General features: G+C 65.1%; 14 protein-coding genes. 6 read left to right on the top strand and 8 right to left on the bottom strand.

Features of this window, described 5'->3' with window-relative positions; translation table 11 throughout:
* Positions 1 to 72 precede the first annotated feature (72 nt).
* From G6P88_RS01285 to G6P88_RS01320, 8 genes are all read right to left on the bottom strand, one after another.
* Complete coding sequence (locus G6P88_RS01285; RefSeq protein WP_165321471.1) at positions 73 to 561, bottom strand: GreA/GreB family elongation factor; 489 nt, start codon at positions 559 to 561, stop codon at positions 73 to 75.
* 5 nt (positions 562 to 566) lie between these two features.
* Positions 567 to 1,370 (bottom strand): TrmH family RNA methyltransferase, encoded by an 804-nt coding sequence (locus G6P88_RS01290; protein ID WP_165324827.1) that lies wholly within the window; start codon positions 1,368 to 1,370, stop codon positions 567 to 569.
* A 91-nt stretch (positions 1,371 to 1,461) separates the two neighbouring features.
* Positions 1,462 to 1,734: an HPr family phosphocarrier protein gene (locus G6P88_RS01295; RefSeq protein ID WP_165321472.1), complete on the bottom strand. Its 273-nt coding sequence runs from the start codon at positions 1,732 to 1,734 to the stop codon at positions 1,462 to 1,464.
* Positions 1,731 to 2,138 carry a PTS sugar transporter subunit IIA gene (locus G6P88_RS01300; protein WP_165321473.1) on the bottom strand — a complete coding sequence of 136 codons (408 nt, stop codon included), beginning with the start codon at positions 2,136 to 2,138 and terminating at the stop codon, positions 1,731 to 1,733. Before G6P88_RS01300 ends, G6P88_RS01295 begins: the two co-directional genes overlap by 4 nt.
* Positions 2,139 to 2,157: 19 nt before the next feature.
* Entirely contained in the window at positions 2,158 to 3,084 is a 927-nt protein-coding gene (rapZ, locus tag G6P88_RS01305) for an RNase adapter RapZ (protein ID WP_165321474.1), read from the bottom strand.
* Positions 3,081 to 3,521: an HPr kinase/phosphorylase gene (locus G6P88_RS01310; protein WP_165321475.1), complete on the bottom strand. Its 441-nt coding sequence runs from the start codon at positions 3,519 to 3,521 to the stop codon at positions 3,081 to 3,083. Before G6P88_RS01310 ends, rapZ begins: the two co-directional genes overlap by 4 nt.
* A complete protein-coding gene (locus tag G6P88_RS01315) occupies positions 3,522 to 5,111 on the bottom strand; it encodes a sensor histidine kinase (RefSeq protein ID WP_165321476.1) in 1,590 nt (529 codons plus the stop codon).
* A complete protein-coding gene (locus tag G6P88_RS01320) occupies positions 5,098 to 5,805 on the bottom strand; it encodes a response regulator transcription factor (RefSeq protein WP_165321477.1) in 708 nt (235 codons plus the stop codon). The genes G6P88_RS01315 and G6P88_RS01320 overlap by 14 nt, the downstream gene beginning before the upstream one ends.
* A gap of 254 nt (positions 5,806 to 6,059) precedes the next feature.
* Between G6P88_RS01320 and G6P88_RS01325 the strand changes: the two genes are divergently transcribed.
* From G6P88_RS01325 to G6P88_RS01350, 6 genes are all read left to right on the top strand, one after another.
* Positions 6,060 to 7,658, top strand: a complete 1,599-nt coding sequence (locus tag G6P88_RS01325; RefSeq protein ID WP_165321478.1) for a phosphoenolpyruvate carboxykinase — start codon at positions 6,060 to 6,062, stop codon at positions 7,656 to 7,658.
* Between the two features lie 60 nt (positions 7,659 to 7,718).
* Positions 7,719 to 8,171: a hypothetical protein gene (locus G6P88_RS01330; protein WP_165321479.1), complete on the top strand. Its 453-nt coding sequence runs from the start codon at positions 7,719 to 7,721 to the stop codon at positions 8,169 to 8,171.
* A gap of 51 nt (positions 8,172 to 8,222) precedes the next feature.
* Entirely contained in the window at positions 8,223 to 9,362 is a 1,140-nt protein-coding gene (locus G6P88_RS01335) for a GGDEF domain-containing protein (protein WP_165321480.1), read from the top strand.
* 129 nt (positions 9,363 to 9,491) lie between these two features.
* Positions 9,492 to 10,949, top strand: a complete 1,458-nt coding sequence (guaB, locus tag G6P88_RS01340) for an IMP dehydrogenase (RefSeq protein WP_165321481.1) — start codon at positions 9,492 to 9,494, stop codon at positions 10,947 to 10,949.
* A gap of 6 nt (positions 10,950 to 10,955) precedes the next feature.
* On the top strand, positions 10,956 to 12,122 hold the full coding sequence (locus G6P88_RS01345; RefSeq protein WP_165321482.1) for an RsmB/NOP family class I SAM-dependent RNA methyltransferase: 1,167 nt from the start codon (positions 10,956 to 10,958) through the stop codon (positions 12,120 to 12,122).
* Positions 12,123 to 12,157: 35 nt separating this feature from the next.
* Positions 12,158 to 12,688, top strand: a complete 531-nt coding sequence (locus G6P88_RS01350) for a tetratricopeptide repeat protein (protein WP_165321483.1) — start codon at positions 12,158 to 12,160, stop codon at positions 12,686 to 12,688.
* Positions 12,689 to 12,696: the final 8 nt, after the last annotated feature.

The raw sequence follows: 12,696 nt of genomic DNA on the forward strand, positions 1-12,696 counted from the left end.
CGGTGAACGCACTCTAGTTTTCGGCATCGCATTTTCGGGCCGTCGACCGTCTATGGTCGACTTGAGCATGTCCTAGGCGGCCGGATAGTCGATAGAGACTATCTCATAATCCTTCGTCCCGCCGGGCAGGCTGACGCGCCGTACATCGCCTATGGCGGCGCCCTTCAGCGCCAGGGCCAGCGGCGAGTACCAGTTGATGCGACCTGCCGAGGCATCGGCCTCATCGGTGCCGACCAGCGTCAGCGTCCTCTCTTCGTCATCCTCGTCGACGATGGTGACCGTGGCCCCGAAGAAGACGCGACTGCGATCTTCCTGACGGGCGGGGTCGACGACCTTCGCCGATTTCATGCGGCGCGAGAGGTGCGCCAGCTCGCGGTCGATCTCGCGCAGTTTCTTGCGCCCGTAGATATAGTCGCCATTTTCAGACCGATCGCCATTGCCCGCCGCCCAGCTGATCACTTCGACAAGAGCGGGCCGCTCGGTACCGAAAAGCTGCTCATAGCGCGCGCGCATCGCGGAGAATCCGGCGGGCGTGATGTAGTTGGGACGATCCTGACCCATCGCGGTCAACGCGTCCGGCGCTGGTTCAGCACCTCATAGGCCATCACAGCCGTTGCCACGGCAGCGTTCAGGCTGTCCGCCTTTCCCAGCATCGGGATCTTCACCAGCCGGTCGCAGGCGTCCTCATAGTCTGCGGGAAGCCCCTGCGCCTCGTTGCCGACGAGGATGAAGGTCGGTGCTTCGTAACGCGGCTCCTGATAATCGTGGACGGCGCGCAGGCTCGTGCCGATCAGCTCGCCAGGGCCGCTGCGCAGCCATGAGAGGAATTCGGGCCAGCGCGCGGTCGCGATCTTCTGCGTGAACAGCGCACCCATCGTCGCGCGTACGGCCTCTACCGAGAAGGGGTCGACGCAGTCGTCGACGAGGATCAGGCCGCCGGCCCCGACGGCGTCGCCCGTCCGTAATATGGTTCCGAGATTGCCGGGATCGCGCAGCGACTGGGCGACGATCCAGATATTCGATGCCGACCGGTCGACCGCCGAGAGGCTCGTGTCCCACTCCCGATAAACGCCGAGCACGGTCTGCGGATTGTCCTTGCCGGACAATTTGGACAGGATGTCGCGCTCGGTCTCGATCGCCTCGCCGCCAGCGCCTTCGACCGCGAACACCAGCTTCTTCGTCAGAGGATGATCGGCACCGTCCCGGGTGAAGAAGACATATTCCGGCAGGAAGCCGGCATCGGCAGCTTCGGTGAGGATGCGCAAACCCTCGGCGAGGAACAGCCCTTCCTCGCGGCGGTGACGCTTCTCGCGAAGCGACCGGACCCGCTTCACCAGCGTGTTGGAATAGGCGGTTATCTGGCGGGGCAGGGGACCATGCTCCGATAGGGCCCGGGCAGGTGGCGCGGGCAGGCGATTGACGATGGCATCGGGGTAACCGACGGGGCGACAGGAGCCCGGGTCATTCCTCGCCGAATTTGTTTTCGACCAGCTCGGTAAGGGCAGCCAGTGCCTTTTCGGCGCCATCGCCCCGGGCTGAGATGATGATGCTATCGCCCTTGGCCGCACCGAGCATCATCAGCCCCATGATCGACGTTCCGGCGACCTTGGACCCGTCCTTCTCGACCTCGACCTCGGCGCTGTGCGAACTCGCGAGGGTCACGAACTTCGCGCTGGCACGGGCGTGGAGGCCCCTGATATTCGTGATCCGGACTTCGCGGCTGACGGTCGTCATGCGGCGGCCTCTCCCAGCACTTCGGACGCGACGGAAATATATTTTCGCCCAGCGTCGCGCGCTGCGCCCACGGCGGCCTTGATCTTCATCATCTTGCGCGCGCCTTCGAGGCGGATCAGCATGGGCAGGTTGATGCCGGCGATGACTTCCACCTTGCCCGGCTCCATCAGCGAAATGGCCAGGTTCGACGGCGTTCCGCCGAACAGGTCGGTCAACAGGATCACCCCCGAGCCGTCATCGACAGCAGCGACCGCCCGCGCAATGTCGGCGCGGCGTCCCTCCATATCGTCATCGGGGCCGATACAGATCGCCTCGATGGCGGTCTGCGGCCCCACGACATGTTCCATTGCCGTAACAAACTCTGCCGCCAGGCGGCCATGAGTAACGAGCACCAATCCGATCATCTGACATTAAACCCGCTGGTCATGACCCAAAGCCTGGCACCGTGCTCTCCTGAACGTCCGACTTCTGTTGAGTCAGATCGCGATGGCGGACCGTGGGCGAAAATCCCGCAGCGCGCAACCGGCTTGCGAGTGTTTCCGCAAAATGCACCGATCTATGTTTCCCGCCGGTACACCCGATCGCGATCGTCACATAGCTTTTGCCCTCGGCTTCGTAGCGCGGAAGCAGCAGTAGCAGCAGCTCCTCGATTCGCTGTTTGGCCTCGGCATAGGTCGGATCTTCAACGATATAGGCGCCGACATCGGGATCCAGGCCGGTCTTGGGCCGCAATTGCGGATCCCAATGCGGATTGCGCAGGAACCGCATGTCGAAAACGAGATCGGCATCGCGGGGGACGCCGCGCGAGAAACCGAACGACATGACGGTCAGCGTGGTGCCGGTTCCCGTCGCGTCGCCGAAGCTGCGCCGCAGCGACGCCTGCAGGTCATTGGTCGAGATCTCCGACGTGTCCACCAGCTCGTCGGCGGCCGCGCGGAGCGGCGCCAGCAATTCGCGCTCGTGCACGATGCCATCCTCGATCGGACGGTCCTGCGCCAGCGGGTGGCGGCTGCGGGTCGCCGAATAGCGCCGCGCGATCTCGGCGCCCGAGCAGTCGAGGAACAGAATGCCGGCGTCGCGGCCCTCGGCCTTGAGCGCGGCGGCGCGTCGCACCAGCCGTCTGCTGTCGAAATCCCGGGTCCGACTGTCGATGCCGATCGCCAGCGGTCGCCGTTCGTCCAGGCTGCCCTCGGCCGGCGCTGCGGCGATGAGGCGATCGAGCAGCGACAGCGGGAGATTGTCGACCGTCTCCCACCCCATGTCCTCCAGCGCCTTGAGCGCAGTCTTCTTTCCCGCGCCGGACATGCCCGTGACGAAAAGAATTCTGCGCGGTAGCGACGACCTGCTCATTGCGATTCTCCCAGCCCATGACGCTTCAACGCCAGTTCGGCCTTGATCGGCGCGGACGCCTCGAAAGGAGCAAAGCCGAGGGTGGGAATCGATATGCCTTCGAGGGAGGTGACGTCGAGCACGTCCTCCGGAAGCCTCTCGGGCGCCCGGTCGAGGTCGAGCATCAGGGCGACGGGCGCGCGTGCGACATGCGGGAGCTCGAGGATGCCCAGGCCCCGCACCTCGATCTTGCCGGCGATCGCCGGGGGAGGGCTGGCGAACAGCCGTCCGCCTTCGGCATCGAGCCGGGTATAGTCATCGGACAGCAGGGTCGCTCCGCGATCGATGAGGCGTAGCGCCAGGTCGGACTTGCCGATGCCCGAGCGGCCGGCGATGAGCAGCGCGCGGCCGCCGATCACTATACTGGACGCATGGAGCGGGTTCGCGGCTGCCACCATTCAAAGGCTCCGCGCCGGCAGCCGGATGACGAATTTGGCGCCGCGGGGGGCGTTGTCGCGGTCCATGGCGACGATCGTGCCGTTATGACCCTCGACGATCGCCTTGGCGATGGCCAGGCCCAGGCCGCTGTGACGCCCGAACGCTTCCTTGTCTGGCCGCTCACTATGGAACCGGTTGAAAATCGCTTCGCGCGCATCGGCCGGGACGCCGGGCCCCTCGTCTTCGACCTTGATCACAACGTCGTCGCCATCACGGGTCGCTGACACCTGCACCAGTCCGCCGTCGGGAGAGAAGGATACGGCGTTCTCGACCAGATTCTCCACCACGCGCGTCAGGCGCGAGCCGTCGCCGAAGACGACGGCCGTGCCGCGATGCGGGCGCGCGAAGGCGACTCTCACGCTGCCATTGCGTCCACGGGCCTCGCGCGTCGCCAGGAGGCCTTCGATCATGACGCCGAGATCGATCGATTCGAACCGCGCGCGCGCCAGTTCGGCATCTACGCGCGACGCTTCGGAAATGTCGGTGATCAGCCGGTCGAGCCTTGCCACGTCGTCACGAATGACGGTGATAAGCTGTTGTTTAAGATCGGGATCTTTAACAAGATCGAGGCTGTCGACGGCTGACCGGAGCGATGCGAGCGGGTTCTTTAGCTCATGCGCGACATCGGCGGCGAAGGCTTCGGTTGCGTCGATCCGCTGGCGGATTGCCAGACTCATGTCGGACAGCGCGCGGGCGAGCGTGCCGATCTCGTCGCGACGCTCGGGCAGCCGGGGAACCTGAACTTCGCGAGCGCGTCCCAGCCGCACCCGATGGGCAGCCAGAGCGAGGCGCCGCAAGGGCCTGACGATCGTTCGTGCGAGAAACAGAGACAGGCTGACCGAGACGAGCACCACGATCAGCAGCACGACGCCGAGCCGCAACCGTTCCGCGCGGACGATCCGCGTTATGTCGCGCTGGTTTTCGGTCGAGAGCAGAACATTGCCGCCGCCACGGCCGTCACGGATGTCGATAGCCGCGAGGATCATCGGTGTCCGATCGGGCGCTCGCTGCACGTCGGTTGCAAGCCCATGGACCTGAGCGGCCTGCCAGGCGAGCGGCCAGGCGTCGAGCACGTCCACGGCAGGTTCGCTGAACCTTTTTGGATGATCCGCGCCAACGATGACGTCGATCGTGCGATCGAGAAAACGTGCCGCGCGCTTCTGCCAGTCTTCCTGGGTGGGATCGCGCAGTTCATAGGTCGGGCTCGAATAGGACCAGCTGTCGAGCGACGGCGGGGATTTCGGGGGAGTGCTATCCCCGGATGCATAGGGATAGACCCTGAGGCGTGTCTCGGTGACATGTCCGAATTTCGCCAGCAGCCGTCCGCGATCGTCGGGCGGGGTCACGACATAGGCTTCGGCGATAAGGCGGACCTGGGTCTCCGTTTCCTCCAGCCGCGCGTCGATCAGCTGTGACCGGTAGCTGTCCAGATAGAAGAACCCACCCGCGAGCATCGCGAGGGCGAAGATGTTGACGGCGAGGATTCGCGAGGTGAGGGAAGTGCGTGCCGCAGCTTCGGGCGTTCCCAGCGCCAGACTATTCCTCGGCAAAGCGATAGCCTACGCCATAGAGGGTCTCGATCGCCTTGAACTCGGAATCGACCTGCCGGAACTTTCGGCGCAAGCGCTTGATGTGGCTGTCGATCGTACGGTCGTCGACATAGACATCGTCCTGATAGGCGGTGTCCATCAGCTGGTCGCGCGACTTGACGAAGCCGGGCCGCTGGGCAAGCGCCTCCAGGATCAGGAATTCCGTTACCGTCAGGGTTACGTCCTTGCCCTCCCAGGTCACGCGGTGGCGCGCAGGATCCATTTCGAGGCGGCCGCGCAGGATCTTCTCGGCCGCAGGCGTCTCGGCCTGACCATCCTGTTCGCTGCGCGCTTCGGTCCGGCGCAATATGGCGCGGATGCGGGCGATCAGGAGACGCTGCGAGAAGGGCTTGGTGATATAGTCGTCGGCGCCCATGGCGAGGCCCAGGGCTTCGTCCAGCTCGTCATCCTTCGAGGTCAGGAAGATCGTCGGGATGCTGCTCTTCTCGCGCAGCCGGCGGAGCAGCTCCATGCCGTCCATGCGCGGCATCTTGATGTCGAGCACGGCAAGATCGGGTGGGTTATCCAGCAGCGACCGCAGCGCCGTTTCCCCGTCCGAATAGACCCGGACGGTGAAGCCTTCCGATTGCAGCGCGATCGAAACGGAAGTGAGGATGTTGCGATCGTCATCGACTAACGCGATCGTGGCCGACATGGGACCGTTGGGCCTCCCGAGAGATGATGACGGCCAGCGCGGACGGCCTGAATGATGCCGTCTGCGTAGCCCAGCGCCGGGGCAGGTTCAACCGTGCAGCGCACCCTTTACGATCCCCGGCTTTGAAACTATGCGCGAAAAGAAAGACACAAAGGTACGGAGGATGCCCGGCTGGATTCGGCGCAGTCTTCACGTACCTACACGTTAGGAGCGGCACCCGGAAAACGGTGGCCACACCCGTATAGGAGATAAATGTGCCTCAGCTCACGCCCGCCTTCGGGCTCGACAAACAGGGTATCGACGTCGACGCCCAGCTCCACTGGAACCTCGGAACCGCTCCGCTCGTCGAGCTCGCCGTACAGCGTGGCGAAGGCCTGCTGTCGAAGGACGGCCCGCTGGTCGTAAAGACCGGCGCGCACACCGGCCGCTCGGCCAACGATAAATTCATCGTGCGCGACGCCGAAACCGAAGAGACGGTCTGGTGGGGCAAGACCAATAAGGGAATGACTCCCGAGCAGTTCGCGGCGCTGAAGGCCGATTTCCTGTCTCATCTGAAGACAAAGGACACGCTGTTCGTCCAGGATCTCTTCGGCGGTTCGCAGCCGGCGCACCGCGTCAACGTGCGCGTCATCACCGAATTCGCCTGGCACAGCCTTTTCATCCGTACGCTGCTTGTGCGCCCCGAAGCCGCCGAACTCGCCGCCTTCGCGCCCGAGTTCACCATCATCGATCTGCCCAGCTTCGTTGCCGATCCGGCACGCCATGGCTGCCGCAGCGAGACGGTGATCGCGGTCAACCTCAGCGAGAAGCTGATCCTGATAGGCGGCACGCGTTATGCCGGCGAGATGAAGAAGTCGGTGTTCGGCATCCTCAACTACAAGCTGCCGGCGGCCGGCGTGATGCCGATGCACTGTTCCGCGAACATCGGCCCGAATGGCGACACCGCCATCTTCTTCGGCCTGTCGGGCACCGGCAAGACGACCCTCTCGGCCGATGCGAGCCGGACGCTGATCGGGGATGACGAGCATGGCTGGTCGGACGAGGCTGTCTTCAATTTCGAGGGCGGTTGCTACGCGAAGATGATCCGCCTGTCGGCCGAGGCCGAGCCGGAAATCTACGCGACGACGAAGCGCTTCGGCACGGTGCTCGAGAATGTCGTGATCGATCCTGATACCCGCGTGATCGATCTCGACGACGATAGCCTCGCCGAGAACAGCCGCGGATCCTACCCGATCGACTTCATCCCGAACGCATCGAAGGAAAATCTCGGCCCGGTTCCAAAGAACATCATCTTCCTCACCGCCGATGCCTATGGCGTCCTGCCGCCGATCGCCAAGCTGACCCCCGACCAGGCAATGTACCATTTCCTGTCGGGCTACACCGCGCGTGTCGCCGGCACGGAGATCGGCGTGACCGAGCCGTCGGCGACCTTCTCGACCTGCTTCGGTGCGCCCTTCATGCCGCGTCATCCGTCGGTCTATGGCAATCTGCTCAAGGAGCGGATCGCCAAGGGCGGAGTCGACTGCTGGCTGGTGAATACGGGCTGGACTGGCGGCCAATATGGCGTCGGCCACCGCATGCCGATCAAGGTGACCCGCGCGCTGCTCAATGCTGCGCTCGATGGCAGCCTGAACTCGGCCGAGTTCCGCATCGATCCCAATTTCGGCTTCAAGGTTCCGGTCGCGGTCCCCGGCGTCGAAAGCAAGATCCTCAATCCGCGCGAAACCTGGCCCGATGCCGACGCTTATGATGCGACGGCGAAGAAGCTGGTCGGCCAGTTCATCGACAATTTCGCGCAATTCGCGGATCATGTCGACGAGGGCGTCCGCCAGGCTGCGCCAAAAGCAGCCTGATCGGCTCGATCCGATCGAGGGCGTCCCGGCCATGTCGGGGCGCCCTTTTTCTTTGGAGCTATGATGGATCAGCCGCGATTGTTCGACGATGAGTCGGAGATACGAGCGATCGGAAGGGGCTTGCTGGACCGGTCGCTTCCCCTGCAGGCCTGGACGCACGAGGCGCATCTTGCCGCCTGCCTCTGGCTGCTCGTGGAATGCCCCGAGGTAAACGTCGACCGCGACCTGCCAGGGATCATTCGCGCCTATAACGAAGCAAGCGGCGGGACGAACTCCGACACCAGCGGATATCATCACACGATCACGCGATGCTTCGTGGCTGGGGTCCGCCAGTGGTTGAGGCGTTGCGACGATTCGGGCCTCCTCGATCGCGTCAACGGACTGCTGCAGGTGGAGGAGGGGCAGCGCGACTGGCCGCTCCGCTTTTTCAGCCGCGAAAGGCTCTTCTCTGTGGAAGCGCGGCGGGGCTGGGTCGAACCCGACAGGGAATATTTACCATCTTCAGAGCACTGAAAATTAAGCGGCCGGGAATATCCCTAACGCGTCATTTTCCGAGCAGGTGCCATGTACGAAGGAAAGCCCCCGTCATCGCCAGCCCGCAAGGGTTGGAGTCTGGATTCGATCTTCGGGCGTTCGGCGGACGCCGACGTTTCGGAGCGGCAGGTTGCGCCGTCGGTGTCGTCGACACCCGCATCGACCGACGTGGCGGCAAACGACCTCTTCTCTCGCGTCGGCGCTTTCCTGAAGACGCATCGGCTCGATCCGACGCCGACCAACTATGATCTGGGGTACCAATATCTAGGCGGTCACGATCCCGCCGTCGTGGCGGCCGTCGATGCGGCGATCGCACAGGATGGCTTCCTGCGGCACGACGTCGCGCAGCAGATCGTCGAGAGCACGGCCAACACCGTGTCGTCCGAGTTGCTCGAGAAGCTGATCGATCAGGCGCATCAGAGCATGTTGCTGGCAGCGAGCCTTGTCGGTCAGTCGAGAAGCGATGCTAGCGCCTACGGCAACGCACTCGACCGCGGCGCTGCTGCTCTCGACGCCGGTGGCGAACCCGCCACTCGGGCGCTCGAACTGATGCTCGACCTGACCCGGACGATGATCGGCAAGACCCAGGATGCCGAGCGCCGGCTTGCCGAAATGGGCTCGCAGATGGCGTCGCTGCAGGACGATCTGGCCGAGGCGCAGGCGGTGGCCGAAAGCGACCCGCTAACCGGCCTCGCCAACCGCCGGGCCTTCCAGTCGCGTCTCGCCCGCGCCATGGCTCAGGCGACGCAGGAGGGCACGCCCTTGTCCGTGGCCTTCTGCGACATCGACCATTTCAAGAAGATCAATGACAATTTCGGTCATGATACGGGTGACCGAATCCTCAAGATGGTGGCCGACGCACTCGTCGATGGGGCCGGCGAGGATGCCTTTGTCGGCCGGTTCGGCGGGGAGGAATTCCTGGTGCTGTTCGACGGCATCATGGGGCGTCGGGCGGCGATGCGGATCGACGAGATCCGCGACGAACTGTCCGGACGCCATCTTGTCTCCAAGACCACTGGCGAGCCCCTCGGCACGGTTACTTTCTCGGCAGGGATCGCCCAGCTTCAGACCGGGGAAGACGAGGGTGACATGCTCCGGCGCGCCGACGAGGCGCTCTATGCGGCCAAGAATGCCGGCCGCAACCGCGTATTGATCGCAGGCGAGGATTGACCCGCTCCGGGGGACGGCAACGTCCCCCGGAGGCCGCCGTGCCGAAAAGCGGACGGCGGGGCTAGCCGTAGCGGGCCCACCATCATATATGGCCTCGAATCCTTAAACACCTCGCGGGGATTCGACTTCATGGATATCAGCCTCGGCCTTACTTTCGACGACGTGCTTCTGCGGCCCGGCGAGTCGGACGTATTGCCCAGCCAGGCGAACACCGCGACGCAGGTCACCAAGGCGATCTCGCTGAACATTCCGATCCTGTCGTCGGCGATGGACACCGTTACCGAGGCCGACATGGCGATCGTCATGGCCCAACTGGGCGGCATCGGCGTCTTGCATCGCAATCTGACGGTCGAGGAACAGGCGGCCGCCGTCCGCGCGGTGAAGCGGTTCGAGTCCGGCATGGTGGTCAATCCCATCACGATGCGGCCGGAGCAGACGCTGGCCGACGCGCTCGAGCTGATGTCGCGCAACCGCATCTCGGGTATTCCGGTTGTCGAGGCGGACGGAAAGCTGGTCGGCATCATCACCAACCGTGACGTGCGCTTTGCCGAAAACCCGCTGCAGCCTGTGTCGGAACTGATGACCCGTCAGAATCTGGCGGTCGTCAAGACCGGGGTCAGCCAGGAAGAGGCGCGCCGCACGCTGCACCAGCGCCGGATCGAGAAGCTGCTGGTGGTGGACGACGCGTTCCGCTGTGTCGGCCTGATCACGGTCAAGGACATCGAGAAGGCGGTGAACTATCCGTCGGCGACGAAGGATGCGAGCGGTCGCCTCCGCGTGGCCGCCGCGACGACGGTCGGCGACAAGGGCTATGAGCGCACGGCGGCGTTGATCGACGCCGAGTGCGACCTGATCGTCATCGACACCGCGCACGGCCATAACCGCGACGTCGCGCGGGCCGTCGAGCGTGTGAAGAAGCTGTCCAATTCGGTCCAGGTCATCGCCGGCAATGTCGCGACGGCTGAAGCGACCCGTGCCCTGATCGATGCCGGCGCCGATGGCGTGAAGGTCGGGATCGGCCCGGGTTCGATCTGCACCACGCGCGTCGTCGCGGGTGTCGGCGTGCCACAGCTGACGGCGGTAATGGAAGCCGCCGCCGAAGCCGCCAAGTCGGGCGTGCCGGTCATCGCCGATGGCGGCCTGCGGACATCGGGCGACATCGCCAAGGCGCTGGCCGCCGGCGCGAGCACGGTCATGGTGGGATCGCTTCTCGCCGGAACCGAGGAAGCCCCCGGCGAGACCTTCCTCTATCAGGGCCGCGCCTATAAGAGCTATCGCGGCATGGGCTCGGTCGGCGCGATGGCGCGCGGCTCGGCCGATCGCTATTTCCAGCAGGATATCAAGGATCAGATGAAGCTCGTTCCCGAAGGGATCGAGGGGCAGGTGCCCTATAAGGGGCCTGCGCGCGACGTGATCCACCAGCTGGTCGGCGGCGTGAAGGCGGCGATGGGCTATACCGGTGCGCGGACGATTCCCGAACTGAAGGAACGCGCGCGTTTCATCCGGATCACCAATGCGGGCCTCAAGGAGAGCCACGTCCACGACGTGACGATCACCCGTGAGGCACCGAATTATCCGACACGCTGAGGCAGGATGACGCCCGGCGCGCGCGCGCAGGCGGCGATCGACCTGCTGGACGAGATCATCGCCAGCGCCCGGGGTGGGGGTGCCGCGGCCGATACGCTGATCGCGCGCTATTTCAAGACGCGGCGCTATGCCGGGTCGAAAGACCGGCGCGCGATCCGCGAGCTCGTCTACCGGGCCATCCGCCGGTCGGGCAACATCCCTGACCATGGTCGCGCCGCGCTTGTCGGTCTGGCAAGGGAAGATGATGCCGTTGCCGCCCTGTTCGATGGCGGGGCGCACGCGCCGTCGCCGATCGAACCGGTCGAGGCGGGGAGTGATGGCCTGGTCCTGCCCGACTGGCTGTCCACGCGCATTGCCCCGGAAGAGCATGCCGCGCTTCTGGAGCGGGCCCCACTCGATGTGCGGGTCAATCTTGCCCGGACCGATCGCGCGAGCATGGCGTCCGCCCTCGCAGCCGAGCTTACGCCTTTCTCTCCGGCCGGGCTGCGCCTGCCGGAAGGAAGCCCGGTCGAAGCCAGCGAGCCATGGGCCCAGGGGCTCGTCGAAATCCAGGACGAGGGCAGCCAGCTGATCGCGCTTGCCGCGCGAGCCGCGCCGGGAATGACGGTGTTGGACCTGTGCGCAGGTGCGGGCGGGAAGACACTCGCGATGGCGGACTCGATGGGTGGGCAAGGTCGCCTGATCGCCAGCGACAGCAATCGGGCCCGCCTCTCCAGGCTTGCGCCGCGCGCGGGCCGCACGGGCGGCATCGCCATCGAGACGCGGCTGCTCGATCCGGGCCGCGAAAGCGCTGCGCTGGCCGATCTGGCCGATCGCTGCGACGTGGTCCTCGTCGATGCTCCCTGCTCGGGCACGGGGACCTGGCGGCGCAATCCCGAGGCACGCTGGCGGCTGACTCCGGCCCGTCTCGCACAGCTCGTCGAACTGCAGGCGCGCCTTCTGGACATTTCTGCTCCACTCGTGAAGCCGGGCGGGGCGCTGGTCTACGCGGTCTGTTCGGTGTTGCCGGAGGAAGGCCGCCTTCAGGCCGACGCCTTTCTCGAGCGGTATCGCGATTATCGCTTCGATCAGCCTGGGTTCATCGCCGGACGTCAGGATGGTGCAGGTCGTCTGCTCACCCCGGCGCACGACCGGACCGACGGCTTTTTCGTCGCAAGGCTGGTGCGTGCATGATAGAACGCCGGAAAAGCGCGCTGTTGGAGATGTTGATGCGAGTTTCGCCCGTTGCTCTGGTTCTGTCGCTGACCCTTCTCGCGGTGTCCAGCGGGGTCAGCGGGCAAAAGGCCGACGACCAGATCAATCCACGGTCGCTCGCCCTGCTTGCCGAGGGCCAGTCGGCGCTGGCCGCCGGCAAATATGAGGCCGCCAATGATGCGCTGGAAAGCGCTCTCGCGGTCGACCCACGCAACCGCAACGCCTTCATCGTGCTCGGCAAGGTCGCTCAGGCGCAGCAGCTGCCCGGCAAGGCCATCCGCATGTATTTCGAGGCGCTTGCGCTCGAGCCCAATGACGTCAACGCACTCTCTGCCCAGGGCGAGGCCATGGTCCAGAAGGGGGCGGTCGAAAGAGCCCGCGCCAATCTCGCCCGGGTACGCGCGCTGTGCAAGGTCGAGTGTCCGCCCGCCGCGCAGCTCGCCGCCGCGATCGCCAAGGGGCCGCCCCCCGTCGTCGCCACCGCGCCGGCCAGCGACAAGGTTCCGCCCAAGGGCGCCGAAACCAGCGCCGTCGCCGACAAATAGGTCGTCTC

The sequence above is a fragment of the Rhizorhabdus phycosphaerae genome (assembly GCF_011044255.1).
GTDB classification, from domain to species: Bacteria; Pseudomonadota; Alphaproteobacteria; order Sphingomonadales; family Sphingomonadaceae; genus Rhizorhabdus; species Rhizorhabdus phycosphaerae.